Origin of the sequence: Pantoea sp. S62 (assembly GCF_016658625.1) — a bacterium.
Lineage (GTDB): Bacteria > Pseudomonadota > Gammaproteobacteria > Enterobacterales > Enterobacteriaceae > Pantoea > Pantoea vagans.
In genome coordinates, this window is the sequence record NZ_JACVVI010000007.1 from 15,386 (window position 1) to 42,105 (window position 26,720).

Below are 26,720 nucleotides of genomic sequence, written 5' to 3' on the forward strand. Positions count from 1 at the left end.
TCAGCAATCTGGAGCTTCCTGTGACGCTTGCTCAACCCCATCGCGATCTGCCTGCACCGACGCGGACGTTAATGCTCTCCGGCCAGAACATAGAACAAAAACGTGCCGAATTGCTGGCCTATTTTCATCAGACCTGGGAACAGTATGAAAGTCTGTTCACCTGTCTGGCCGATTCACAGGCCTGGTTTACCAAAGCCATTCCGCTGCGCCATCCATTAATCTTCTATTTTGGTCACACCGCCACCTTCTACATTAATAAGCTGATGGCCGGACGCCTCATTGATGCGCGTCTGGACGATCGTATCGAAGCGATGATGGCGATTGGTGTGGATGAGATGAGCTGGGATGATCTCAACGACAGTCACTATGACTGGCCCACCATTGATGAAGTCCGTGAATACCGCGGACGCGTTAAAGCGCTGGTCAGCGATCTGATCCAGACCCTACCGCTCACGCTGCCGATCAGCTGGGAGAGCCCGGCCTGGGTGATCCTGATGGGCATTGAACATGAGCGTATTCATCTGGAAACCTCCAGCGTGCTGATCCGCCAGTTACCGATTGAGTGGGTCAGACCGCAGGCCGCATGGCCGGTCTGTCCAATGGCGCGCCATCAGCGCGAAGCTGTTCCGGCCAATGCCCTGCTGCCGATGCCAGGCGGCACCGTCACGCTGGGTAAAACCGACGATACCTACGGCTGGGATAATGAATATGGCCGCCAGCAGGTTACGCTGCAGCCGTTCCAGGCGAGCAAAATGCTGGTCAGCAATGCGGAATTCATGGCGTTCGTTGATGCGGGCGGTTATCAGGATGCCCGCTGGTGGGATGATGAAGGCTGGGGCTGGTGTCAGTTTGCCAAAGCAGAGATGCCCACTTTCTGGGTCGGCACGCCTGCGATGCCCGATCAGCTTAAACTGCGTCTGATGTGTGAAGAAGTGGCGATGCCGTGGGACTGGCCTGCCGAGGTCAATCAGCTGGAAGCGGCGGCTTTCTGCCGCTGGAAAGCGGAACAGACCGGTATGAGCGTTCAGCTCCCCTGTGAAGCGGAGTGGGCTCAGCTGCGCGAACAGGTCGCGGGCGATCAGCCGGACTGGGAACCGGCGCCAGGCAACATTAACCTGGCGTACTGGGCGTCCTCATCGCCGGTGGATCTCTTCGCTCAGGGCGCGTTCTTCGATATCGTCGGTAACGTCTGGCAATGGACGACCACGCCGACCAATGGCTTTGAAGGCTTCAAAGTCCACCCGCTTTACGATGATTTCTCTACCCCGACCTTCGATGGCAAACATTCCCTGATCAAAGGCGGCAGCTGGATCTCGACCGGCAATGAGGCGCTGAAATCGGCACGCTATGCGTTCCGCCGCCACTTCTTCCAGCACGCCGGTTTCCGCTACGTGGTGTCCAGCCATCAGGAAACCATGGCGCTGAACCCGTATGAATCCGACGCGATGGTGTCGCAGTACCTCGACTTCCAGTATGGCCCGCGCTATTTCGGCGTGGATAACTATGCCGAGAGCCTGGTGAAGCTGGCGCTGAATTACACCTCAGCCCGTGGTGATGCCCTGGATATCGGCTGTGCCACCGGACGCGCCAGTTTCGAACTGGCTCGCCACTTTGAGCGCGTTACCGGAATGGACTACTCGGCACGCTTCATCGACGTGGCGCTGCAGCTGGCCAGCGGCGAAGACTTCCGCTATCTGCTGCCTCAGGAAGGCGATCTGGTGGAGTATCGTCAGGTTCGCCTGAAAGATTTTGCGCTGGAGAGTGAACTGGCACAGCGGATTCAGTTTGTTCAGGGCGACGCCTGTAACCTGAAGCCGCAGCCGGGTCGTTACGATCTGGTGCTCGCCTCCAACCTGATCGACCGCCTGCGCCAGCCTGCTCGTTTCCTGCGGGATGTCACGCCGATGCTGCGTCAGGGCGGCATCCTGCTGCTCTCATCGCCTTATACCTGGCTGGAGGATTTCACGCCGAAGGAGAACTGGCTGGGCGGCGTGCGTGAAAATGGTGAGGCGCTGACGACGCTGCAGGCACTGCAGCGTCTGCTGGCAGCCGACTTCGAACTGGTCGGTGAACCGCAGGATAAACCCTTTGTAATCCGCGAAACGGCCCGCAAATTCCAGCACACGCTGGCGCAGGTCACCGTCTGGCGCAAACGCTAAGTGAACCGGCAGCGGCGCCCGTCGCTGCCGGTAGTTGCCTGAACCGCTATTTTGCTGCACATTCACCCTTGTTTACTTAAAGCAGACCAATAACGAGGATGGCCATGGCCGAACATCTGCAGCTCGATAACCTGGATCGCGGCATTCTGAATGCCCTGCTGGATAATGCGCGCACCGCTTACGCCGAGCTGGCAAAACAGTTTAATGTCAGCCCCGGCACCATTCATGTGCGGGTGGAAAAGATGAAGCAGGCGGGCATTATCCTGGGCACCCGGGTTGATATCGATCCGCGTCAACTGGGGTTTGATGTCTGCTGTTTTATCGGCATCATCCTCAAGAGCGCACGAGACTATCCGGCGGCGCTGAGCAAACTGGAGGCGCTGGATGAAGTGGTTGAGGCCTGGTACACCACCGGCCACTACAGCATCTTTATTAAAGTGATGTGCCGGTCAATCGACGCTCTGCAACAGGTGCTGATCAACAAGATCCAGACCATCGATGAAATTCAGTCGACAGAAACCCTGATCTCGCTGCAAAACCCGATCATGCGTACCATCAAGCCCTGATCCATCCCGCCTTGTGCATAATCTTATCCCTGACGAATGTAGCGGCTGACAACGGCTGCGTTAGCTTCTTCTGATCTATTAACCCTGTTGTCCACAGGTGGATCACTGCTTGATCACAGCGTACAATGCTCGCCTTAATCTCCGGGAGAGCAAGATGGCCGATATTACCTTAATCAGTGGCAGTACCTTGGGTAGCGCAGAGTATGTGGCTGAACATCTGGAAGAAAAATTACAGGAAGCGGGCTTCTCAACGCAGATGCTGCATGGCCCGGAGCTGGATGAGGTGCCGCAGGAGGGTATCTGGCTGGTGGTCTGCTCAACTCATGGTGCCGGCGATATTCCTGACAACCTGCTGCCGCTGTTCGAAGCCATCACGGAAAGCCAGCCCGATCTCTCTCAGGTCCGGTTTGGTGCGATTGGACTCGGTAATCATGAATATGATCTCTTTTGTGGCGCGATTCGCCAGATAGAAGCGCTGTTAATTGCTCAGGGGGCCCGGCAGATCGGCGATCGTCTTGAGATTGACGTGCTGGAGCATGAGATCCCTGAAGATCCGGCGGAAGCCTGGCTGGAAAGCTGGAAAAAGGCGATCTGAATGGGGCTGGGGATCGCGAAATAGTCACGATCCCCAGTGGAAGATGCTGATTTTATCCTTTTCCGCTCGTTTATTTTGTGGATAACTACCCTATTTTACTGCGTATAACCGGTAGTTATCCAAAGAACAACGGTAGGATGATTTTTGATCTGTGGATAACATGGCGTTTTGATCCCAGCTTATACGGATCAGGATCACCGATCACTCACAGGTAGTGATCCTCTTCATCCTGTTGTTTCTGCAATGCTTCTGGCACATATCCACAGAAAGCAGGGATCCTAATAAGAGATCTAACAGAAAGATCATATACAGATCTAAGATCCTTTCTTTTAAAACCGGACGATCCCGCGGCTTTCACCCCAGACGGAATTTGAGTAGAATCCACGCCCCAGGACGACGATCCTGCAAGTTCATCAACCGAGGTACCACTTCATGTTTTATCAGGATCCTTTTGACGTCATCGTAATTGGTGGTGGTCATGCGGGCACCGAAGCCGCAATGGCGGCAGCCCGAATGGGTCAGCAAACCCTGTTACTCACCCATAACATTGATACGCTTGGACAAATGTCCTGTAACCCGGCGATTGGTGGTATTGGCAAAGGACATTTGGTGAAGGAAGTGGATGCCCTGGGTGGTCTGATGGCCAGTGCGATTGACCAGGCGGGTATTCAGTTCAGGATACTAAACGCCAGTAAAGGCCCGGCAGTACGGGCGACCCGTGCTCAGGCCGATCGCGTGCTCTATCGCCAGGCGGTGCGTACGGCACTAGAGAATCAGCCCAATCTGATGATCTTCCAGCAGGCGGTCGACGATCTTATCGTGGAAAACGATCGTGTCGTGGGTGCCGTCACTCAGATGGGACTGAAGTTCCGCGCGAAAACCGTCGTTCTTACAGTCGGAACATTCCTTGACGGCAAAATTCATATCGGTCTGGACAATTACAGCGGCGGTCGCGCTGGCGATCCCCCGTCTATTCCACTGGCAAAACGACTGCGGGCGCTGCCGCTGCGGGTAAACCGCCTCAAGACCGGTACGCCACCGCGTATCGATGCGCGCACCATCGACTTTTCAGTGCTCAGCCCGCAGCACGGTGATAACCCGATGCCGGTCTTCTCGTTTATGGGCAATGCCTCTCAGCATCCGCAGCAGGTGCCGTGCTGGATCACGCATACCAACGAGAAAACCCATGAGGTGATCCGCAATAACCTGGATCGCAGCCCGATGTACGCCGGGATCATTGAAGGGATCGGCCCACGCTACTGCCCGTCGATCGAAGACAAAGTGATGCGTTTTGCCGATCGCAACTCGCATCAGATCTTCCTGGAGCCGGAAGGGCTGACCAGCAATGAGATCTACCCGAACGGTATCTCGACCAGTCTGCCTTTTGATGTGCAGATTCAGATCGTCCGGTCGATGCAGGGCATGGAGAATGCGAAGATCGTGCGTCCGGGCTATGCCATCGAGTATGACTTCTTCGATCCGCGCGATCTCAAACCGACGCTGGAAAGTAAATTCATTCACGGCCTGTTCTTTGCCGGACAGATCAACGGCACAACCGGCTACGAAGAAGCGGCTGCGCAGGGAATGCTGGCCGGTCTGAATGCGGCCCGTCAGTCTGCCGACAAAGAGGGCTGGGCACCACGCCGCGATCAGGCTTATCTCGGCGTACTGGTGGATGACCTCTGCACACTTGGCACCAAAGAGCCGTACCGGATGTTTACCTCCCGTGCGGAATACCGCCTGATGCTGCGCGAAGACAATGCTGACCTGCGCCTGACCGAAACCGGCCGTGAACTGGGCCTGGTGGATGATGCGCGCTGGGCGCGTTTCAATCAGAAGCTGGAAGCGATTGAACAGGAGCGTCAGCGCCTGCGCGATATCTGGGTTCATCCGAAGTCAGAGCATGTGACCGAAGTGAACACGGTACTCAGCGCGCCGCTGACTAAAGAAGCGAGCGGTGAAGATTTGCTGCGCCGTCCTGAGCTGACCTATCTGAAGCTGATGACGCTGGATGCCTTTGGTCCGGCACTGGCTGATGAACAGGCCGCTGAGCAGGTTGAGATTCAGGTCAAATATGAAGGCTATATCGCGCGTCAGCAGGAAGAGATCGATCGGCAGCTGCGTAATGAGAATACGCTGCTGCCGGTGGAACTCGACTACCGTCAGGTGAATGGCCTCTCGAACGAGGTGATCGCCAAGCTGAACGATCACAAACCCGTGTCGATTGGTCAGGCAACGCGTATTTCCGGCATTACTCCGGCGGCCATCTCAATACTGCTGATCTATCTGAAAAAACAGGGTCTGCTGCGCAAAAGCGCCTGATCTGAAACGGGGCGAGGCGACTCGCCCCCGCTGAATGGACTTATGCTGTGATTAACACACTCACGTCGCTGCTAAAGGCAGCCGGTATTTCCCTCTCCGATCAACAAAAACAGCAGCTGGTTGCCTATGTCGGCCTGCTGGATAAGTGGAACAAAGCCTACAATCTGACATCCGTGCGCGATCCGCAGCAGATGCTGGTTCGCCATATCCTCGACAGCATTGTGGTGGCGCCGCATCTGAAAGGTTCGCGTTTCATTGATGTCGGCACCGGTCCCGGTCTGCCTGGCATTCCGCTGGCTATCGTGATGCCCGATGCGCATTTTACGCTGCTCGACAGTCTGGGCAAGCGGGTGCGCTTCCTGCGTCAGGTTCAGCATGAGTTAGGACTCACTAACATTACTCCGGTACAGAGCCGGGTTGAGGCGTTTCCAGCTGAGCCACCTTTTGATGGCGTCATCAGCCGTGCATTCGCCTCGCTGACCGACATGGTGAACTGGTGTCACCATCTGCCTGGCGGGGAAGGGCGCTTTTATGCGCTCAAAGGTGTCCGTCCGGACGATGAAATGGCTGAGTTACCCGCTGGCTATCTCTCAGATGCAGTGATAAAGCTGCAGGTGCCTCAGCTGGAAGGTGACCGTCATCTGGTCATTATTCGTCACCAGCAGGCCTGAGTTTCCAGAAATTTAACGCTTATCTGCCAGGGTTTTTATCAGGGTATGGATGAAAAAAGTGCAGATGATGCGCTATCAATAAAAGATTTTGATTAAGCCCTGGCTGAGCGAAGGTTAAAAACGGAGACGGAAATTATCCGAAAAGCTCTGTTACATTTAACGTTTAATTCACATTCAGTTATCAGAAATATCACTTGTATAGGCGGGTCGCGGAATAAAAGTAGTCACGCCGGAAAATATATCGTGGTAATAACTTTGCGTACGTAATATCAATTTCACGATTCTCATGCACAGTTCGATGTCAATAGCGTGTTTTCTGTGAAAATAGTCTTGCGGACACATTTTTGTAATTTCAATATTCTGATTTTAAAGGATTAATCTGTTTTGCAGATTGTTCTTAAATAGACCGCAGATAAAACTCAATGTCGTGTGAGTGCTTATTATGTGATCTAAAGCACGCTTTAAAAGCAAGATGCGAGTGAATTTTCAGTCAGATTCGGGTGAATCTCTGCAGGGTAATCTTTGGAAAAATAGCCCTCCGGAAAGAAATTTAAATAATTGTTCACCTTTTCGCTACTTACCGATTGAAATCGCAGGTGCGGCCCGTATAATTTGCACGGCTTTTGCTGCTTGACTCAACTGCGCAAAGGCAGTCTTATACGACACGCGACATACCCCTAACGGGGCAGGAGAGTATCAGCGTCATGTCAGTGTCTCTTTACAGTGTAAAATTCGCCCGAACGGTGCTGATGATTCAGCTGGTGACGATAGTCATCATCGGCGGACTCTTTGCTGTTAAAGATGTCACCTGGGGTGTCTCTGCTCTTGCTGGCGGAGCGGCAGCCTGGCTGCCAAACGTATTGTTTTTGTTTTTAGCCTGGCGCCTGCAGGGGCAACCCCCCGCTTCGGGGCGAGTCGCGTGGAGCTTCGCTTTAGGTGAAATTGCTAAAGTGTTTGCGACCATCATTTTGCTCATTGTGGCGTTGGGTCTGTTCGGGGCGGTCTTCTGGCCGGTCGGAATAACCTGGTTATCGGTGCTGGTGGTTCAAATGCTGGCACCGGCGGTAATTAACAACAAAGGGTAAGAGGCATCATGGCTGCAGGAGAAATCTCTACTCCGCAAGAGTACATTGGTCACCACCTGACTCATCTTCAGTTGGACCTGCGTACCTTCGAGTTAGTGAATCCGCACGACGCTCCCGCGACGTTCTGGGTATTAAATATCGATTCCATGTTTTTCTCTATGGTGCTGGGAATCATCTTCCTGGTGTTGTTCCGTAGCGTGGCGAAGTCTGCTACCAGCGGTGTACCAGGGAAAATGCAGGCGGCTATCGAACTGGTTGTCGGTTTCGTTGATAGTAACGTGCGCGACATGTATCACGGTAAGAGCAAACTTATCGCCCCGCTGGCTCTGACAATTTTTGTCTGGGTCTTCCTGATGAACTTCATGGATCTGCTGCCAATCGACCTGCTGCCATATATTGGTGAGCACGTATTGGGGTTACCGGCGCTGCGCGTCGTACCGTCTGCAGACGTGAACATCACGCTATCTATGGCGTTGGGCGTATTTATTTTGATTCTGTTCTACAGCATCAAAATGAAAGGCATTGGCGGCTTCACGAAAGAGCTGACGCTGCAGCCTTTTAACCACCCGATCTTCATCCCGATCAACCTGATTCTGGAAGGTGTAAGCCTTCTGTCTAAGCCTGTGTCACTGGGTTTACGACTGTTCGGTAACATGTATGCGGGTGAACTGATCTTTATCCTTATTGCCGGTCTGTTGCCGTGGTGGTCGCAGTGGGTGCTGAATGTGCCGTGGGCCATTTTCCACATCCTGATCATTTCGCTACAGGCTTTCATTTTCATGGTCCTCACGATTGTCTATCTGTCGATGGCATCTGAAGAGCATTGATTTTTTTCTCAACACTACTTTCCCTCTTGATTCCGGGTTGCAGCGTACTCCGCTGAAGCCCGGAAGATGAAGGGAGCATTTAACTGAAACAAACTGGAGACTGTCATGGAAAACCTGAATATGGATCTGCTGTACATGGCTGCCGCTGTGATGATGGGCCTGGCGGCAATCGGTGCTGCGATCGGTATCGGCATCCTCGGAGGAAAATTCCTGGAAGGCGCTGCTCGTCAGCCTGACCTGATTCCTCTGCTGCGTACGCAGTTCTTTGTTGTAATGGGTCTGGTGGATGCAATCCCGATGATCGCTGTTGGTCTGGGTCTGTACGTGATGTTTGCTGTCGCCTAAAGCCCTGTGTTCACTCAGCGCACAATGTGCAGGGGTGAACGGATTCTGCCGCTTATCACAACGATAACGGCAGAAAAGTTAAATACTCAATCTAGAGGCATTGTGCTGTGAACATTAATGCAACAATCCTCGGCCAGGCTATCGCGTTCATCCTGTTTGTCGCGTTCTGCATGAAGTACGTATGGCCGCCGCTCATGGCTGCTATCGAAAAGCGCCAGAAAGAAATTGCTGAAGGCCTTGCTTCTGCTGAACGTGCAAAGAAAGATTTGGATCTCGCGCAGGCTAATGCGACCGACCAGCTGAAAAAAGCTAAAGAAGACGCTCAGGTCATTATCGAGCAAGCGAACAAGCGTCGCGCGCAGATTCTGGACGAAGCGAAAACCGAAGCTGAAAACGAACGTAATCGCATCGTGACACAAGCGCAGGCTGAAATTGATGCCGAACGTAAACGTGCACGTGAAGAACTGCGTAAGCAGGTTGCGTTGCTGGCTATGGCTGGCGCCGAGAAGATCATCGAACGCTCCGTGGATGAAGCTGCTAACAGCGACATCGTTGATAAACTGGTCGCTGAACTGTAAGGAGGGAGGGGCTGATGTCTGATCTGATTACTGTAGCTCGCCCCTACGCCAAAGCAGCTTTTGACTTTGCTGTTGAGCATCAAAGTATAGAACGCTGGCAACAGATGCTGGCGTTTGCCGCAGAAGTGGCTCGCAATGAACAGATGGCTGATCTTCTCTCCGGTGCATTAGCACCTGAAGCGCTGGCAGCGTCGTTTAACGCAGTCTGTGGTGATCAACTGGATGAACCCGCGCAGAACCTGATTAAGGTGATGGCGGAAAACGGACGTTTGACAGCGCTTCCGGCTGTACTGGCCCAATACATCGAACTGCGTGACGCTCATGAAGCCACCGCTGAAGTTGATGTTATCTCCGCCTGTACGCTGAGTGACGACCAGCTGAATAAAATCAGCGCCGCGATGGAAAAACGTCTGTCACGCAAAGTTAAGCTGAATTGCAAAATTGATAAGTCTGTGATGGCAGGCGTGATCATCCGTTCGGGTGATCTGGTTATTGATGGCAGCGTACGCGGCCGTCTTGACCGTCTGGCTGACGTCTTGCAGTCTTAAGGGGACTGGAGCATATGCAACTGAATTCCACCGAAATCAGCGAACTGATCAAGCAGCGCATTGCTCAGTTCAATGTCGTGAGTGAAGCTCACAACGAAGGTACGATTGTTTCTGTAAGTGACGGTATCATCCGCGTACACGGCCTGGCCGATGTGATGCAGGGTGAGATGATTGCCCTGCCGGGTAACCGTTACGCTATCGCCCTGAACCTCGAGCGTGACTCGGTTGGTGCAGTGGTGATGGGTCCTTACGCTGACCTCGCCGAAGGCATGAAGGTTAAGTGTACTGGCCGTATTCTTGAAGTACCGGTAGGCCGTGGCCTGCTGGGCCGCGTGGTGAACACCCTGGGTGCGCCAATCGACGGTAAAGGCGCAATCGACAACGACGGTTTCTCACCGGTCGAAGTGATTGCACCTGGCGTTATCGATCGTCAGTCAGTCGACCAGCCGGTTCAGACCGGTTATAAGTCGGTCGATGCGATGATTCCAATCGGCCGTGGCCAGCGTGAGCTGATCATCGGTGACCGTCAGACCGGTAAAACCGCGATGGCGATCGATGCGATCATCAACCAGCGCGACTCAGGTATCAAGTGTGTCTATGTTGCGATTGGTCAGAAAGCCTCAACCATCTCTAACGTGGTTCGTAAGCTGGAAGAGCATGGCGCACTGCAGAACACCATCGTTGTTGTGGCGTCTGCTTCTGAATCAGCTGCACTGCAGTATCTCTCTCCGTACGCAGGTTGTGCGATGGGCGAATACTTCCGTGACCGTGGTGAAGACGCGCTGATCGTATACGATGACCTCTCCAAGCAGGCTATCGCTTACCGTCAAATCTCTCTGCTGCTGCGTCGTCCACCAGGCCGTGAAGCGTTCCCTGGCGACGTGTTCTATCTCCACTCCCGTCTGCTGGAACGTGCATCACGCGTAAGCGCTGATTATGTAGAGCGTTTCACCAATGGCGCAGTGACAGGTAAAACCGGTTCACTGACCGCGCTGCCGATCATCGAAACCCAGGCGGGCGACGTTTCTGCGTTCGTTCCGACCAACGTAATCTCGATTACTGATGGTCAGATCTTCCTGGAATCGAATCTGTTTAACTCCGGTATTCGTCCGGCCGTTAACCCAGGTATTTCGGTATCCCGCGTTGGTGGTGCTGCACAGACCAAGATCATCAAGAAACTGTCCGGTGGTATCCGTACCGCGCTGGCACAGTATCGTGAACTGGCGGCGTTCTCGCAGTTCGCATCTGATCTGGATGATGCCACCCGCAAACAGCTGAGCCATGGTCAGAAAGTGACCGAGCTGCTGAAGCAGAAACAGTATGCGCCGATGTCTGTCGCGCAGCAGGGTCTGGTTCTGTTCGCTGCAGAGCGTGGCTACCTGAACGACGTTGAACTGGCAAAAATTGGCAGCTTCGAAGCTGCACTGCTGGCCTTCGCCGATCGCGACCACGCTGAGCTGATGGCTGAAATCAACCAGTCGGGTAACTTTAACAACGATATCGAAGCGAAGCTGAAAGGCCTGATCGATACGTTTAAAGCAACCCAGTCCTGGTAATGTCTGGCGGCTTGTCTGAAAAGGCAGGCCGCAAGGCTTTGAGGAGAAGCTAATGGCCGGCGCAAAAGAGATACGAAGCAAGATTGGAAGCGTGAAAAACACGCAGAAGATCACCAAAGCGATGGAAATGGTCGCCGCCTCCAAGATGCGTAAAACGCAGGAACGCATGGCGGCCAGCCGTCCGTATGCAGACACCATGCGCAAAGTGATTGGTCACCTTGCGTTGGGTAATCTGGAATACAAGCACCCTTACCTGGAACAGCGCGACGTCAAGCGCGTCGGCTACCTGGTCGTTTCTACAGACCGCGGGCTTTGTGGTGGTTTGAACATTAACCTGTTCAAAAAATTACTGGCGGATATGAAGTCCTGGTCCGATAAAGGCGTGCAGAGCGATCTGTCGATTATCGGTTCAAAAGGGGCGTCATTCTTCAGTGCTGTGGGTGGCAACATTGTGGCGCAAGTCAGCGGCATGGGCGATAAACCTGCCCTGTCTGATCTGATTGGCCCGGTAAAAGTGATGTTGCAGGCTTATGATGAAGGCCGCATCGACAAACTGATGATCGTCAGTAACAAGTTCAATAACACCATGTCTCAGACTCCGACCATCACCCAACTGCTGCCGTTAGCGCCAGCGGAAGGTGAAGAAGAGATGAAGGCGAAGACCTGGGATTACCTGTACGAACCCGATCCGAAAGCGCTGCTGGATACCCTGCTGCGTCGTTATGTCGAATCGCAGGTTTATCAGGGTGTGGTGGAAAATCTGGCCAGTGAGCAGGCTGCACGTATGGTGGCGATGAAAGCCGCAACCGACAACGGCGGAAATCTGATCAAAGAGCTGCAGTTGGTATACAACAAAGCTCGTCAGGCCAGCATCACCCAGGAACTTACCGAGATCGTCTCGGGGGCCTCCGCGGTTTAACCAGGTTTGGAATTAGGTAGAGGATTCAAGATGGCAACTGGAAAGATTGTCCAGATTATCGGCGCCGTTGTTGACGTCGAATTCCCTCAGGACGCGGTACCGCAAGTGTACAGCGCCCTCGAGGTGATGAATGGTGATGCGCGTCTGGTGCTGGAAGTACAGCAGCAGCTCGGCGGCGGCGTAGTTCGTACCATCGCAATGGGGACGTCTGACGGCCTGAAGCGTGGTCTGAACGTCAACGACCTGCAGAAACCCATTCAGGTTCCGGTCGGTAAAGCGACCCTGGGCCGTATCATGAACGTTCTCGGCGAGCCAATCGACATGAAAGGCGAGCTGAAAGAAGAAGACGGCAGTGCAGTAGAGATCGCCTCTATTCACCGCGCCGCGCCTTCTTATGAAGATCAGTCTAACTCGCAGGAACTGCTGGAAACCGGCATCAAGGTTATCGACCTGATGTGTCCGTTTGCTAAAGGCGGTAAAGTGGGTCTGTTCGGTGGTGCGGGTGTCGGTAAAACCGTCAACATGATGGAACTGATCCGTAACATCGCGGCTGAACACTCAGGTTACTCTGTGTTTGCCGGTGTGGGTGAGCGTACTCGTGAGGGTAACGACTTCTACCACGAAATGACTGACTCAAACGTTATCGATAAAGTTGCGCTGGTCTATGGCCAGATGAACGAGCCGCCGGGTAACCGTCTGCGCGTTGCACTGACCGGTCTGACCATGGCGGAAAAATTCCGTGATGAAGGCCGCGACGTTCTGCTGTTCATCGATAACATCTACCGTTATACCCTGGCCGGTACAGAAGTTTCTGCACTGCTGGGTCGTATGCCATCTGCGGTAGGTTACCAGCCAACGCTGGCAGAAGAGATGGGCGTGTTGCAGGAGCGTATTACCTCCACCAAGACCGGTTCAATCACCTCCGTACAGGCCGTTTACGTCCCTGCGGATGACCTGACTGACCCGTCACCAGCAACCACCTTTGCGCACTTAGACTCAACGGTAACGCTGAGCCGTCAGATCGCTTCTCTGGGTATCTACCCGGCCGTTGACCCGCTGGATTCTACCAGCCGTCAGCTGGATCCGCTGGTTGTCGGTCAGGAACACTATGATGTTGCGCGTGGCGTTCAGTCACTGCTGCAGCGTTATCAGGAACTGAAAGACATCATCGCCATCCTCGGTATGGATGAGCTGTCTGAAGAAGACAAACTGCTGGTGGCACGTGCGCGTAAAATTCAGCGCTTCCTGTCTCAGCCGTTCTTCGTTGCGGAAGTATTCACCGGTTCACCGGGTAAATACGTTACGCTGAAAGACACTATCCGTGGCTTTAAAGGCATCATGGAAGGTGAGTTTGACCACCTGCCAGAGCAGGCCTTCTACATGGTTGGTGCCATCGAAGAAGCCGTGGAAAAAGCGAAGAAACTGTAATAACGGTTTCCCGGGAGGAAGATTATGGCTATGACTTATCACCTGGATGTGGTCAGCGCAGAGGAGCAGTTGTTCTCTGGTCTGGTACAGAAAATTCAGGTGTCAGGTAGCGAAGGTGAACTGGGGATTTTCCCTGGCCATGCGCCGCTGCTGACTGCCATTAAGCCTGGAATGATCCGTATCGTGAAACAGCACGGCGAAGAGGAGTATATCTACCTCTCTGGCGGCGTGCTGGAAGTGCAACCGGGCAGCAGCACCGTTCTGGCCGATACCGCGATTCGCGGTACCGATCTGGACGAAGCGCGAGCTCTGGAAGCAAAACGCAAAGCAGAAGAGCACATGAACAGCAGCCACGGCGACGTGGACTACGCTCAGGCCTCTGCCGAGCTGGCGAAAGCCATTGCTAAACTGCGCGTGATCGAACTGACCAAAAAAGCGATGTAATCCAGCTTTATGCGTCACGAAATGCCAGCCCTCGGGCTGGCATTTTTTTTGCCTGCGGCGCCCGATCTGCCCGTCCGCCTAATTTCGGCCTGAGAAAAATGTAGTAATCTCAACCCCAAACCGTTTTACTTTCACCCGTAAAAATTCACTCAGGATAGTTATGTCTAACAGTGCGATGAGTGTGGTGATCCTTGCTGCTGGCAAGGGCACCCGTATGTATTCCGATCTGCCTAAAGTTCTGCATACGCTGGCAGGCAAACCGATGGTTCAGCACGTCATTGATGCCGCCAAAGGGCTGGGCGCACAGCAGGTGCATTTGGTCTATGGTCACGGCGGCGATCGCCTGAAAGCGACACTTACCGACAGCACGCTGAACTGGGTGCTGCAGGCTGAGCAGCTCGGCACTGGCCATGCCATGCAGCAGGCCGCGCCTGCCTTCGCCGATGATGAAGATATCATGATGCTCTATGGCGACGTGCCGCTGATCTCTCAGTCGACATTACAGCGTCTGCGCGAAGCAAAACCGCAGGGCGGCATTGGCTTACTTACCGTGGTACTGGACGACCCGACCGGCTATGGCCGCATCGTGCGTGAGAACGATACCATCACCGGCATTATCGAACAGAAAGATGCCAGCCCGGCGCAGCTCATGATTAAAGAGATCAACACCGGTATTCTGATCGCCAACGGCGGCGATTTAAAACGCTGGCTGTCACAGCTCACCAATAACAATGCGCAGGGTGAGTATTACATTACCGATATTATCGCGCTGGCACATCAGGAAGGTCGGGTGATCAACGCGGTTCATCCGGCACGCATCAGTGAAACCGATGGCGTGAATAACCGTCTGCAGCTGGCGACATTAGAACGCACATACCAGGCTGAACAGGCCGAAAAACTGCTGCTGGCCGGCGTGATGCTGCGCGATCCGGCACGGTTTGATCTGCGCGGGACGCTGGCGCATGGACGGGATGTCGAAATCGACACCAACGTTATTATTGAAGGCCGGGTCACGCTGGGCTCGCGCGTCAAAATCGGCGCGGGCTGCATCATCAAAAACAGCGTGATCGGCGATGATTGTGAAATCAGCCCCTATACGGTGATCGAGGATGCTCATCTCGCTACCGCCTGTACCGTCGGACCCTTTGCCCGTCTGCGTCCTGGCAGCGATTTGGCCGACGCTGCGCACGTGGGCAACTTCGTCGAAATGAAGAAAGCGCGTCTGGGCAAGGGATCGAAAGCGGGCCACCTCTCCTATCTTGGCGATGCGGAGATTGGCGACAACGTGAACATCGGTGCAGGCACTATCACCTGCAACTATGATGGCGCGAACAAATTCAAAACCGTGATTGGCGATGACGTATTTGTAGGCTCAGATACGCAGCTGGTGGCTCCGGTCAGCGTCGCGGCAGGTGCTACCATTGCGGCAGGTACCACCATCATGAAAGATGTGACCGAAGCCGGTCTGGTCTATAACCGTAAAGAGCAGAATCACAAAGCGGACTGGCAGCGTCCGGTGAAGAAAAAATAAAATTTTTAACGGCCCGCTTTATGCGGGCCGATACAGTGCAGTGCCAAAACTATAATCCCCACTCTCTACAAGGCTCGGGGAACCGGCAAAGCCGGATATCAGGTCGCATGACAACAGAAGTGGCGAAAAGCCATGTAGTCAGGAAAACATCATTATGTGTGGAATTGTTGGTGCAGTAGCGCAACGCGATATCGCAGAGATTCTGCTGGAAGGTCTGCGTCGTCTTGAATATCGCGGATATGATTCGGCCGGTCTGGCCGTGGTCGATCGTCAGGGGCACGTCACGCGCCTGCGGCGGTTAGGGAAAGTGCAGAAACTGGCGGAAGCCGCTGAACAGCAGCCGCTGATCGGTGGTACCGGCATCGCGCACACGCGCTGGGCAACTCATGGCGAGCCGTCGGAAGCAAATGCGCATCCGCACGTCTCAGAGCACATCATCATCGTGCACAACGGCATCATCGAAAACCATGAGCCGCTGCGTGCTGAGCTGATCGAACGCGGCTACGTTTTTGCCTCTGAAACCGACACCGAAGTGGTGGCGCATCTGGTTCACTGGGAGCAGAAGCAGGGCGGTTCGCTGCGCGAAGTCGTATTGCGCGTGATCCCACAGCTGCGCGGTGCTTATGGCATGGTGATCATGGACAGCCGCGATCCGTCGCTGCTGGTGGCGGCCCGTTCCGGCAGCCCGCTGGTGATTGGCCGTGGCATGGGCGAAAACTTTATCGCCTCGGATCAGTTGGCTCTGCTGCCGGTGACCCGCCGCTTCATCTATCTGGAAGAAGGTGATATCGCCGAGATCAGCCGTCGTGATGTCACGATTATTGACCGTGAAGGCAACACCGTGACGCGTGCCGAGATCGAATCGAACCTGCAATATGATGCCGGTGACAAAGGCATTTACCGTCACTACATGCAGAAAGAGATCTACGAACAGCCGATGGCGCTGAAAAGCACCCTGAGTGGGCGCTTCAGTCAGGGGCAGGTTGACCTCAGCGAGCTGGGCGCGGGCGCTGAAGCGCTGCTGAGCCAGGTGGAGCATATCCAGATTATCGCCTGCGGCACCTCTTATAATTCCGGCATGGTGTCACGCTACTGGTTTGAGTCGCTGGCAAATATCCCCTGTGACGTGGAGATCGCCTCAGAGTTCCGCTATCGCAAGTCAGCGGTGCGCAAAAACAGCCTGCTGATCACCCTGTCGCAGTCGGGTGAAACGGCAGATACCCTGGCAGCGCTGCGTCTCTCGAAAGAGCTGGGGTACCTGGGGTCGCTGGCCGTCTGCAACGTGGCCGGCTCGTCACTGGTGCGGGAATCTGACCTGGCACTGATGACCAAAGCGGGCACCGAAATCGGCGTCGCCTCCACCAAAGCGTTCACCACCCAGTTAGCGGTGCTGCTGATGCTGGTGGCGAAACTGGGTCGTCTGAAAGGGATGTCTGTGGAGACTGAGCATGAGATCGTTCATGCCCTGCAGGCGTTGCCGAACCGGATTGAGCAGATGCTGGCGCAGGATAAGCTGATTGAGAATCTGGCAGAAGGCTTCTCTGACAAGCATCACGCGCTGTTCCTGGGTCGTGGCGATCAATACCCGATAGCCATGGAAGGGGCGCTGAAGCTCAAGGAGATCTCCTACATTCATGCGGAAGCCTACGCCGCAGGCGAGCTGAAACATGGCCCGCTGGCGCTGATTGATGCGGACATGCCGGTGATCGTAGTGGCACCTAACAACGAACTGCTGGAGAAGCTGAAATCCAACATCGAAGAGGTGCGCGCACGCGGCGGCCTGCTCTATGTGTTTGCCGATCAGGATGCGGGTTTCAGCGACAGTGACGGGATGAAGATTATCCCGCTGCCGCATGTTGAAGAGGTGATTGCGCCGATCTTCTACACCGTGCCGTTGCAGTTACTCTCCTATCACGTTGCCCTGATCAAAGGCACCGACGTCGATCAGCCTCGTAACCTGGCAAAATCGGTTACCGTGGAATAACCTGGTGGGCCCCGTCGCGGGCCCACTTCATTCTGGCCCTTTGTCATATAACTGTCATATTTCGTACATTTCACTGTCATCAAACTGTCCTATTTTCCCTCCTGCAGCAATCACAGACTCTTACTAAAACGGCCCCTAGCCTGACTTTTCTCCCCTGGAGGGAATATGACACTGATGCGTAGCACCGTAGCCCGAATCCTCGCCACCACCTTCGCCGTAAGCGCGGTATCTGCTTTTGCGGCCACCGATCTCACCGGTGCAGGCGGGACGTTCCCGGCGCCGGTTTATGCCAAGTGGGCAGCAGAATATCAGCAAGCCACCGGTAGCAAAATTAACTACCAGGGCATCGGTTCATCTGGCGGCGTGAAACAGATTATCGCCAAAACCGTTGATTTCGGTGCGTCCGATGCGCCAATGAAAGATGAAGATCTGCAGAAAAATGGTCTGTTCCAGTTCCCTACCGTGATCGGTGGTGTGGTACTGGCGGTTAACCTGCCGGGCATCAAGTCAGGCCAGCTGACGCTGGATGGCAAAACTGTGGGTGATATCTACCTCGGCACCATCAAAAAGTGGAACGACCCGGCGATTGCCAAACTTAACCCGGGCGTGAAACTGCCAGAGACCAACATCAACGTGGTGCGTCGCGCTGATGGTTCAGGCACCTCGTTCGTCTTCACCAGCTATCTGGCGAAGGTAAACCAGGACTGGAACAGCAAAATCGGTAAAGGCAACACTGTTAACTGGCCGGTGGGTCTGGGCGGTAAAGGCAACGACGGCGTCGCTGCATTTGTTCAGCGTCTGCCGGGTTCAATCGGCTATGTGGAATACGCCTACGCCAAACAGAACAACCTGACCTACACCAAACTGATCGATGCCGATGGTAAAGCGGTCGCGCCAAGCGAAACCAGCTTCAGTAATGCCGCGAAAGGCGCTGACTGGAGCAAATCGTTCGCACAGGATCTGACCTTCCAGAAGGGCGCGGATGCCTGGCCAATCTCCTCAACCACCTTCATTCTGATCTACAAAGATCAGGCGAATGCGGCCAAAGGCGCTGAAGTGCTGAAGTTCTTCGACTGGGCTTACAAAAGCGGCAGCAAAACCGCCACAGCGCTGGATTATGCTGCGCTTCCAGAGAGCGTGACCGAGCAGATTCGCGCCGCCTGGAAAGCCAACATCAAAGACAGTTCTGGTAAAGCGCTTTATCAGTAATTGACCGACCCTGGCCGGACGGCTGTCCGGTCAGACCCAACGGGCGGCTCATGCCGCCCTGATAACTTCTGAAGACTGAGACTTCTATGGCTGCAACGAAGCCGGCATTCAAAGCCCCAGGCAAACAAGGTGACAGAATTTTTGGCGCGCTGGTCAGGCTGGCTGCGCTGATTGTGCTGTTACTGATGGGCGGCATTATTGTCTCCCTGATCATCTCCTCGTGGCCCAGCATCCAGAAGTTTGGTTTCGCCTTTTTGTGGACCAAAACCTGGGATGCGCCCAACGAACAATTTGGCGCACTGGTTCCGATCTACGGCACCCTTGTGACCTCCATTATCGCCCTGATTATCGCCGTGCCGGTGAGTTTTGGTATCGCGCTGTTCCTGACCGAACTCGCGCCAGGCTGGCTGCGTCGCCCGCTGGGTACCGCCATTGAGCTGCTGGCAGCAATTCCGAGCATCGTTTACGGCATGTGGGGCCTGTTTGTCTTCGCACCACTGTTTGCCGAATATTTCCAGACACCGGTTAACGACGTGATGTCGGGTATTCCGATTGTCGGCGAGCTCTTTTCCGGCCCCGCTTTCGGTATCGGTATCCTCGCGGCGGGAGTGATTCTGGCGATCATGATCATCCCCTACATCGCCTCGGTGATGCGCGACGTCTTTGAGCAGACCCCGGTAATGATGAAAGAGTCAGCCTACGGCATCGGCTGCACCACCTGGGAAGTGATCTGGCGCATCGTCCTGCCATTTACCAAAAACGGTGTGATTGGCGGCGTAATGCTGGGACTGGGTCGTGCGCTGGGTGAAACCATGGCAGTGACCTTTATTATCGGCAACACCTACCAGCTCGACAGCCCGTCGCTGTTTATGCCGGGTAACAGCATCACCTCGGCGCTGGCCAACGAGTTTGCGGAAGCGGAATCGGGTGTCCATGTCGCCGCGCTGATGGAGCTGGGCCTGATCCTGTTTGTGATTACCTTTATCGTACTGGCGATTTCAAAGCTGATGATTATGCGACTGGCGAAAAGTGAAGGAGCGCGCTCATGACCACGATTGAAATTCAGGCGCGCGCCGAACTGGACGCATCACGTCGTAAAATGCAGTCCTGGCGCAGCACGAAAAATAAAATTGCACTGACGCTGTCGCTGCTGACCATGGCGTTTGGCCTGTTCTGGCTGGTGTGGATCCTTTTCACCACCGTATCGCGTGGCGTGGATGGGCTGTCATGGTCCCTGTTCACCGAATCAACGCCACCACCGAATACGGCGGGCGGCGGGCTGGCGAATGCCCTGGCAGGCAGTGGCTTGCTGATTTTCTGGTCGACCTTTTTCGGCACGCCGCTGGGCATCATGGCCGGGATTTATCTGGCGGAATATGGGCGCAAATCGGCCCTGTCAGAAGTGATCCGCTTTATTAACGACATTCTGCTTTCTGCCCCCTCCATTGTGGTCGGCTTGTTCGTCTACACCCTGGTGGTGTCCCAGATGCAGCACTTCTCCGGCTGGGCCGGGGTAATTGCGCTGGCGCTGCTGCAGGTGCCGATTGTGATTCGTACCACCGAAAATATGCTGCGGCTGGTGCCAGACAGCATGCGTGAAGCGGCTTATGCGCTTGGCACGCCCAAGTGGAAGATGATTTCGGCCATCACCCTGAAAGCCTCGGTCTCGGGCATCATCACCGGCGTGCTGCTGGCGATTGCCCGCATCGCAGGGGAAACGGCTCCGCTGCTGTTTACGGCGCTGTCGAACCAGTTCTGGAGCACCGACATGATGCAGCCGCTGGCAAACCTGCCGGTCACCATTTTTAAGTTCGCCATGAGCCCGTTCGCCGAATGGCAGAGCCTGGCCTGGGCGGGCGTGCTGATCATTACCCTCTGCGTGCTGCTGCTGAATATTGTGGCACGGGTGATTTTCGCCAAAGGTAAACACGGTTAACTTCCGGCGTGGCCCTGCGCGGCGCCGAATAAGAGAGATGAATTATGAGTATCGCGACAGCAACAGCCGATAAAATTCAGGTCCGTAATCTGAACTTCTATTACGGCAAGTTTCATGCGCTGAAGAACATTAACCTGGATATCGCTAAGAATCAGGTCACCGCGTTTATCGGCCCATCGGGCTGTGGTAAGTCGACCCTGCTACGTACCTTCAATAAGATGTACTCGCTCTATCCGGAGCAGCGGGCCGAAGGGGACATTCTGCTGGATGGCGAAAACATTCTGGCGACACAGCAGGATATTGCGCTGCTGCGCGCCCGCGTCGGCATGGTATTCCAGAAGCCGACGCCGTTCCCGATGTCGATCTATGACAATATCGCCTTTGGCGTGCGCCTGTTTGAAAAGCTGTCGCGTGCCGATATGGATGAGCGCGTCCAGTGGGCGCTGACCAAAGCAGCGCTGTGGAATGAAACCAAAGACAAGCTGCATCAGAGCGGTTACAGTCTCTCCGGCGGCCAGCAGCAGCGGTTGTGCATTGCGCGTGGCATCGCGATTCGGCCGGAAGTCTTACTGCTGGATGAGCCCTGCTCCGCGCTGGATCCCATCTCCACTGGCCGCATTGAGGAGCTGATCACCGAGCTGAAGCAGGACTATACCGTGGTGATTGTGACGCACAATATGCAGCAGGCGGCACGCTGCTCTGACCATACTGCTTTCATGTATCTGGGCGAACTGATTGAGTTCAGCGACACCGACACGCTGTTCACCAAGCCCGCGCAGAAACAAACCGAAGACTACATTACTGGCCGCTACGGCTGATCTGACAGGAGATCGACATGGATAATCTGAATCTGAATAAGCACATCTCCGGTCAGTTCAATGCCGAACTGGAGCATATCCGAACTCAGGTAATGATCATGGGCGGCATGGTCGAGCAGCAGCTGACCGATGCGATTACCGCCATGCATAATCTGGATGGCGAGTTGGCGCAGCGGGTGATCGACGGCGACCAGAAGGTCAATATGATGGAAGTGGAGATTGATGAAGCCTGCGTGCGCATCATCGCCAAACGTCAGCCAACCGCGATCGATTTGCGGCTGGTGATGGCGATCATCAAAACCATTTCCGAGCTGGAACGCATTGGCGACGTGGCCGAGAAGATCAGCCGCACGGCGCTCGAAAAATTTGGTCAGCAGCATCTTCCCCTGCTGGTGAGCCTTGAGTCGCTGGGTCGTCACACCGTGCAGATGCTGCATGATGTGCTGGACGCTTTCGCGCGAATGGATCTCAATGAAGCGATCACTATCTACCGTGAAGACAAAAAGGTGGATAAAGAGTACGAAGGCATTGTGCGTCAGCTGATGACCTACATGATGGAAGATCCGCGCACGATTCCCAGCGTGCTGACAGCGCTGTTCTGCGCCCGTGCGATTGAGCGCATCGGCGATCGCTGCCAGAACATCTGCGAAATTATCTTCTATTTCGTCAAAGGTCAGGATTTCCGTCACGTGGGTGGAGATCGGCTCGATGAATTACTGTCAGGTGACGATGGCAGCAATCGCCCTTCCTGATCCATCTTATCCCTGTGCCGGAGTGGCGCAGGGATAAGCCTTTTCAATTGGTCACATCCTGAACTCTCTTTATAATTGCGGCACTTTTCTTTCAGAGGTGCGCAACGATGTCCCCTTCTCCCCAATCTAAGCCGGGCGTAACGCCGGGCAAAGCGATGCTGGCTGCGGTCAGCGGTTATGCCATGGATGGATTTGACCTGCTGATACTCGGCTTTATGCTGCCGGCTATCAGTGTTTCGCTGGCGCTCAATCCATCACAGGCGGGATCGCTGGTGACATGGACGCTGATTGGCGCGGTTATCGGTGGCATCGTCTTCGGTCATCTCAGCGACCGTTATGGCCGTATCCGCATGCTGACCGTCACGATTCTGGTCTTCTCGATCTTTACCGGCCTGTGCGCGGTGGCGCAGGGCTACTGGGACCTGCTCGCCTGGCGAACGCTGGCAGGTGTGGGCCTGGGTGGTGAATTCGGTATCGGCATGGCGCTGATTGCCGAAGCCTGGCCTGCTGAAAAGCGTAACCGCGCCTCAGCGTGGGTCGGTATCGGCTGGCAGCTCGGCGTGCTGATGGCAGCCTTTATCACGCCGCCGCTGCTGAATATCATCGGCTGGCGCGGCATGTTCCTGGTCGGATTATTACCAGCGCTGGTCTCGTTTGCCATTCGTCGTGGCATGGGCGAACCGGAGGTGTTTCAGCGGCAGGTTAAACATGTGCCGTCGCTCTCGTTTCCGGCGCGCCTGAAGCTGCTGGTGCGCGACCGCGCGACCGCCAAAGCCAGTCTCGGTATTTTTATCCTCTGTTCAGTCCAGAACTTTGGTTACTACGGGCTGATGATCTGGATGCCGAGCTACCTCTCTTCCAGCTTTGGCTTCAGCCTGACGAAATCCGGCCTCTGGACTGCGGTAACCGTGGTCGGGATGACCTTTGGCATCTGGTTGTTTGGCGTGCTGGCCGACCGCTTTGCGCGCTGGAAAATCTTCCTGCTCTATCAGTTTGGTGCCGTCGTGATGGTGGTGGTTTATGCTCAGCTGCGCGACCCTGACATCATGCTGTTTACCGGTGCGATCATGGGAATGTTTGTTAACGGCATGATTGGCGGCTACGGCGCGCTGATTTCCGATACCTTCCCGCCGCAGGTGCGTGCCACCGCGCAAAACGTCCTGTTCAACCTGGGTCGTGGCGTAGGCGGCTTTGGCCCGGTGGTGATTGGTCTGCTGGCGAGCCAGTTCTCGTTCACCGCGGCGATTACCCTGCTGGCGCTGATCTACCTGCTGGATATTGCGGCAACGCTGTTCCTGCTGCCGAAGAAACAGGGTCAGGAAGATACGCTGGGCGCGATTGGCTGATGCGAAGTGCGCGTTCGCCGGATGATTTTCTCCCCGCAACAACAGATCAGGGATGATGGTCATCCGCTAAGCAGGACGCCAGGCAAAACGGTTCAGATGCCTGGCGTCCTCTTTATTTCATCAGCGGCAGGAGCTGCTGATACAGGGTCGCAAACGTCTCACGACGCGGCTGATAGTACGCCCTCTTGGCCGGATCGGGCTGATGGCGCTGCACCAGCGCCGGCCGTGGAACGGTGACGTCGGCGTCAAGCGCCTGCTGCGCCAGCCTTGCTGCCCCCAGCGCCGGACCAACGTCACCGCCGTGGCAGTAATCCAGCGTCTGACCACTGATGTCTGCCAGCATCTGACGCCACAGGGCACTGCGTGCGCCACCGCCGATCAGCATAATACTATTTGGCTGAACGCCACACTCATGCAGCACGTCCATGCCCTGCGCCAGGGCGAACCCTACGCCTTCCAGCACCGATCGTGCCAGCTCGGGACGACCATGCTGGTGGGTGAAGCCAAAGAAAGCGCCCCGGGCACTGGGGTTGTTATGCGGCGTGCGTTCTCCGGAAAGATAGGGCAGAAACCACAGTCCTGGCACGTCATCGCGCGCGCGCGCCGCTTGAGCCAGCAGTTCTGGAACATCTTTGCATCCGGTCAGCGTGGCTGCCCAGTCGAGACAGGAAGCCGCACTAAGCATCACCGACATCAGATGCCAGCGCTGCGGTAACGCATGACAGAAGCTGTGAACCGCACGTTCCGGATTGCTGAGATAGCCGTCGCTCACCACGAAGTAGACGCCCGACGTCCCCAGCGACAGCATCCCCTGGCCCGGTTCGGTCATACCGACGCCAACAGCGCCCGCGGCATTGTCACCACCGCCAGCGGCCACCGGCACCGCGTTCATCTTCCAGCGTGCGGCCAGTTCAGCCTGTAAAGTGCCGGTCAGGGCATTGCCTTCACAGAGTTGCGGCATCTGATCGCGGCTGAGATCGCAGGCGTGCAGCATCACATCGCTCCAGTCACGCTGCGCCACATCCAGCCACATCGTGCCTGCGGCATCGGACATATCGGTGGCGAAGTCGCCACTCAATCGCCAGCGCAGATAATCCTTGGGCAACAGCACGTGAGCAATCTGACTGAAGATGGCTGGTTCATGCTGCTGCACCCACAGCAGCTTGGGGGCCGTAAAACCGGGCATCATCAGGTTGCCAGTTATCAAACGCGAATCCGGCACCTTCTGCTCCAGCTCACGGCACTGCGCCTCGCTGCGCCCGTCATTCCAGAGCATGGCCGGACGTAATACCTGGTTAGCGCTGTCGAGCAGCGTGGCACCATGCATCTGTCCGCTCAGCCCGATGGCCTGCACCGCGCGCAGGTCCTGCTGCGCGCTCAGCGCCTGCATGGCTGAATCCAGCGCCTGCCACCAGCTTTCAGGATCCTGCTCGCTCCACAAGGGCTGCGGACGCGAAACCTGCAGCGGCGACGTCTCTGTCGCCACCACGTTGCCCTGTGCATCCATCAGCACCACTTTGACGCCAGAGGTGCCTAAATCGATCCCGATAAACATGCGCTGCTCCTGAAGGGTCAGAAATCAAACAGGTAGTGATTCACCAGATTTTCCAGCTGCTCCTGACGTCCGCTCTGATGCTGCGGATTGAGCTGCTGTTGCTGAGCATGCGCCGCCAGCGCCTCCAGTGAAAACTCACCTTTCAGAATTTGCTGGCCGAACTCACCATTCCAGCCACTGTAGCGCTGCGCCACACGCTTATCGAGTTCACCGTCGCTAATCATGCGGGCCGCCACCTTCAGCGCCAGCGCCATGGTGTCCATCGCGCCGATATGGCCGTAGAAGAGATCATATTTATCGGTGCTCTGACGACGCACTTTGGCATCAAAGTTTAAGCCGCCAGTGGTAAAGCCGCCCGCCTTAAGGATTTCGTACATCACCAGCGCGTTTTCTTCCACGCTGACCGGGAACTGATCGGTATCCCAGCCGCACTGCGGATCGCCACGGTTTGCGTCCACGGAACCAAAAATGCCCAGAGCAATGGCGGTCGCAATTTCATGATGGAACGAGTGGCCAGCCAGCGTGGCGTGGTTCGCCTCAACGTTAACCTTGATCTCTTTCTCCAGTCCGAACTGTTTCAGGAAGCCATAAACTGTCGCGACATCGTAGTCATATTGATGTTTGGTCGGCTCCTGCGGTTTGGGTTCGATCAGCAGCGTTCCCTGGAAGCCAATTTTGTGTTTGTGCTCGACCACCATCTGCATAAAGCGGCCAATCTGCTCGCGCTCCTGGCGAAGATCGGTATTCAGTAGAGTTTCATAGCCTTCGCGCCCGCCCCACAACACATAGTTTTCACCGCCCAGGGTTTTGGTCGCCTGCATGGCGCTGCAGACCTGCGTTGCCGCCCAGGCAAAAACCTCAGGATCGGGATTAGTGGCAGCACCGGCACCGTAGCGCGGATGGGTAAAGCAGTTAGCCGTGCCCCATAACAGTTTCACGCCGGTTTCCTGCTGTTTCTCCAGCAGTTTATCAGTCATGGCGGCAAAGTTTTCTTTATAGCTGTGCAGCGAATCACCTTCCGGTGAGACGTCCACGTCATGGAAGCAGTACCACGGCACATTCAGCTTATGGAAAAACTCAAAGGCGACATCCGCTTTCAGTTTTGCCTGCTGCAGCGCATCCCCGTTTTTCTGCCACGGACGATCAAAGGCACCGACGCCAAACATATCCGCGCCATTCCAGCAGAAGGTGTGCCAGTAACAGGCAGCAAAGCGCAGATGCTCCGCCATGGTCTTGCCGAGGATGACCTCATCGGGATTGTAGTGGCGGAAAGCGAGAGGATGCGTCGACTGGGTGCCTTCATAACGAACCCGATCGATCTGATCGAAATAAGCGTGCATGGTTTGCTCCTTAGCATCAGTACCCGGATGGTCTGCGTTGAAGTAATATTCAATATGGGCTGTAACCTCAGCTCAATTACGATATTTCATTACGGGTGTCAGATAATTATTATTTGTGCGCTGGCTCGCAAAATAATGTTATTTGCGGGGCGGTTTATCCCTGTCACTCTTTTGTCCTAAAAAGATGAAACCTCGATCGCGCTCAT

Annotated in this window: 24 protein-coding genes; 22 read left to right on the forward strand and 2 right to left on the reverse strand. The window is 55.2% G+C overall.

Annotation, left to right across the window (positions count from 1 at the left end):
- Positions 1-20 precede the first annotated feature (20 nt).
- The 22 genes from ovoA to IBT54_RS12135 all read left to right on the forward strand — a co-directional run bounded on the left by ovoA (position 21) and on the right by IBT54_RS12135 (position 23,619).
- Positions 21-2,159, forward strand: coding sequence for a 5-histidylcysteine sulfoxide synthase (gene ovoA / locus IBT54_RS12030; RefSeq protein WP_199226927.1), 2,139 nt, complete (start codon positions 21-23; stop codon positions 2,157-2,159).
- A gap of 104 nt (positions 2,160-2,263) precedes the next feature.
- On the forward strand, positions 2,264-2,725 hold the full coding sequence (gene asnC / locus IBT54_RS12035) for a transcriptional regulator AsnC (protein ID WP_013359557.1): 462 nt from the start codon (positions 2,264-2,266) through the stop codon (positions 2,723-2,725).
- A 154-nt stretch (positions 2,726-2,879) separates the two neighbouring features.
- The gene (mioC, locus tag IBT54_RS12040) at positions 2,880-3,320 is read left to right on the forward strand and encodes an FMN-binding protein MioC (protein ID WP_033784342.1); all 441 of its coding nucleotides are present in this window, start codon (positions 2,880-2,882) and stop codon (positions 3,318-3,320) included.
- A gap of 432 nt (positions 3,321-3,752) precedes the next feature.
- Positions 3,753-5,642 carry a tRNA uridine-5-carboxymethylaminomethyl(34) synthesis enzyme MnmG gene (gene mnmG, locus IBT54_RS12045; RefSeq protein WP_013359559.1) on the forward strand — a complete coding sequence of 630 codons (1,890 nt, stop codon included), beginning with the start codon at positions 3,753-3,755 and terminating at the stop codon, positions 5,640-5,642.
- A 47-nt stretch (positions 5,643-5,689) separates the two neighbouring features.
- Positions 5,690-6,313 carry a 16S rRNA (guanine(527)-N(7))-methyltransferase RsmG gene (gene rsmG, locus IBT54_RS12050; RefSeq protein ID WP_013359560.1) on the forward strand — a complete coding sequence of 208 codons (624 nt, stop codon included), beginning with the start codon at positions 5,690-5,692 and terminating at the stop codon, positions 6,311-6,313.
- Between the two features lie 704 nt (positions 6,314-7,017).
- Positions 7,018-7,398 carry a F0F1 ATP synthase subunit I gene (gene atpI, locus IBT54_RS12055; protein ID WP_013359561.1) on the forward strand — a complete coding sequence of 127 codons (381 nt, stop codon included), beginning with the start codon at positions 7,018-7,020 and terminating at the stop codon, positions 7,396-7,398.
- A gap of 8 nt (positions 7,399-7,406) precedes the next feature.
- Positions 7,407-8,225, forward strand: a complete 819-nt coding sequence (gene atpB, locus IBT54_RS12060; protein WP_003849506.1) for a F0F1 ATP synthase subunit A — start codon at positions 7,407-7,409, stop codon at positions 8,223-8,225.
- 105 nt (positions 8,226-8,330) lie between these two features.
- Positions 8,331-8,570, forward strand: a complete 240-nt coding sequence (gene atpE, locus IBT54_RS12065; RefSeq protein ID WP_003849523.1) for a F0F1 ATP synthase subunit C — start codon at positions 8,331-8,333, stop codon at positions 8,568-8,570.
- A 107-nt stretch (positions 8,571-8,677) separates the two neighbouring features.
- Complete coding sequence (gene atpF, locus IBT54_RS12070; protein WP_003849528.1) at positions 8,678-9,148, forward strand: F0F1 ATP synthase subunit B; 471 nt, start codon at positions 8,678-8,680, stop codon at positions 9,146-9,148.
- Between the two features lie 14 nt (positions 9,149-9,162).
- Positions 9,163-9,696, forward strand: coding sequence for a F0F1 ATP synthase subunit delta (gene atpH / locus IBT54_RS12075; protein ID WP_201252213.1), 534 nt, complete (start codon positions 9,163-9,165; stop codon positions 9,694-9,696).
- Positions 9,697-9,710: 14 nt separating this feature from the next.
- Positions 9,711-11,252 (forward strand): F0F1 ATP synthase subunit alpha, encoded by a 1,542-nt coding sequence (gene atpA, locus IBT54_RS12080; protein ID WP_003849532.1) that lies wholly within the window; start codon positions 9,711-9,713, stop codon positions 11,250-11,252.
- A gap of 52 nt (positions 11,253-11,304) precedes the next feature.
- On the forward strand, positions 11,305-12,171 hold the full coding sequence (gene atpG / locus IBT54_RS12085) for a F0F1 ATP synthase subunit gamma (protein WP_003849534.1): 867 nt from the start codon (positions 11,305-11,307) through the stop codon (positions 12,169-12,171).
- Positions 12,172-12,201: 30 nt separating this feature from the next.
- Positions 12,202-13,599, forward strand: a complete 1,398-nt coding sequence (gene atpD, locus IBT54_RS12090) for a F0F1 ATP synthase subunit beta (RefSeq protein WP_008926373.1) — start codon at positions 12,202-12,204, stop codon at positions 13,597-13,599.
- Between the two features lie 24 nt (positions 13,600-13,623).
- Positions 13,624-14,043: a F0F1 ATP synthase subunit epsilon gene (locus tag IBT54_RS12095; RefSeq protein WP_008926374.1), complete on the forward strand. Its 420-nt coding sequence runs from the start codon at positions 13,624-13,626 to the stop codon at positions 14,041-14,043.
- A gap of 160 nt (positions 14,044-14,203) precedes the next feature.
- Complete coding sequence (gene glmU, locus IBT54_RS12100; protein ID WP_033784345.1) at positions 14,204-15,574, forward strand: bifunctional UDP-N-acetylglucosamine diphosphorylase/glucosamine-1-phosphate N-acetyltransferase GlmU; 1,371 nt, start codon at positions 14,204-14,206, stop codon at positions 15,572-15,574.
- Positions 15,575-15,728: 154 nt separating this feature from the next.
- Positions 15,729-17,558: a glutamine--fructose-6-phosphate transaminase (isomerizing) gene (gene glmS / locus IBT54_RS12105; protein WP_033784346.1), complete on the forward strand. Its 1,830-nt coding sequence runs from the start codon at positions 15,729-15,731 to the stop codon at positions 17,556-17,558.
- A 165-nt stretch (positions 17,559-17,723) separates the two neighbouring features.
- A complete protein-coding gene (pstS, locus tag IBT54_RS12110; RefSeq protein ID WP_033784347.1) occupies positions 17,724-18,767 on the forward strand; it encodes a phosphate ABC transporter substrate-binding protein PstS in 1,044 nt (347 codons plus the stop codon).
- 86 nt (positions 18,768-18,853) lie between these two features.
- A complete protein-coding gene (pstC, locus tag IBT54_RS12115; RefSeq protein WP_013359566.1) occupies positions 18,854-19,816 on the forward strand; it encodes a phosphate ABC transporter permease PstC in 963 nt (320 codons plus the stop codon).
- Positions 19,813-20,703 carry a phosphate ABC transporter permease PstA gene (gene pstA / locus IBT54_RS12120; RefSeq protein ID WP_013359567.1) on the forward strand — a complete coding sequence of 297 codons (891 nt, stop codon included), beginning with the start codon at positions 19,813-19,815 and terminating at the stop codon, positions 20,701-20,703. Before pstC ends, pstA begins: the two co-directional genes overlap by 4 nt.
- A 44-nt stretch (positions 20,704-20,747) precedes the next feature.
- Positions 20,748-21,521 (forward strand): phosphate ABC transporter ATP-binding protein PstB, encoded by a 774-nt coding sequence (pstB, locus tag IBT54_RS12125; RefSeq protein WP_013359568.1) that lies wholly within the window; start codon positions 20,748-20,750, stop codon positions 21,519-21,521.
- 17 nt (positions 21,522-21,538) lie between these two features.
- The gene (gene phoU, locus IBT54_RS12130) at positions 21,539-22,273 is read left to right on the forward strand and encodes a phosphate signaling complex protein PhoU (protein WP_009088225.1); all 735 of its coding nucleotides are present in this window, start codon (positions 21,539-21,541) and stop codon (positions 22,271-22,273) included.
- A gap of 107 nt (positions 22,274-22,380) precedes the next feature.
- Entirely contained in the window at positions 22,381-23,619 is a 1,239-nt protein-coding gene (locus IBT54_RS12135; protein WP_201252214.1) for an MFS transporter, read from the forward strand.
- Between the two features lie 112 nt (positions 23,620-23,731).
- Here IBT54_RS12135 and xylB read toward each other — a convergent pair whose 3' ends face one another.
- Both xylB and xylA read right to left on the reverse strand, forming a co-directional pair.
- On the reverse strand, positions 23,732-25,174 hold the full coding sequence (gene xylB, locus IBT54_RS12140; RefSeq protein ID WP_201252215.1) for a xylulokinase: 1,443 nt from the start codon (positions 25,172-25,174) through the stop codon (positions 23,732-23,734).
- Positions 25,175-25,191: 17 nt separating this feature from the next.
- A complete protein-coding gene (gene xylA / locus IBT54_RS12145; RefSeq protein ID WP_098051952.1) occupies positions 25,192-26,514 on the reverse strand; it encodes a xylose isomerase in 1,323 nt (440 codons plus the stop codon).
- Positions 26,515-26,720: the final 206 nt, after the last annotated feature.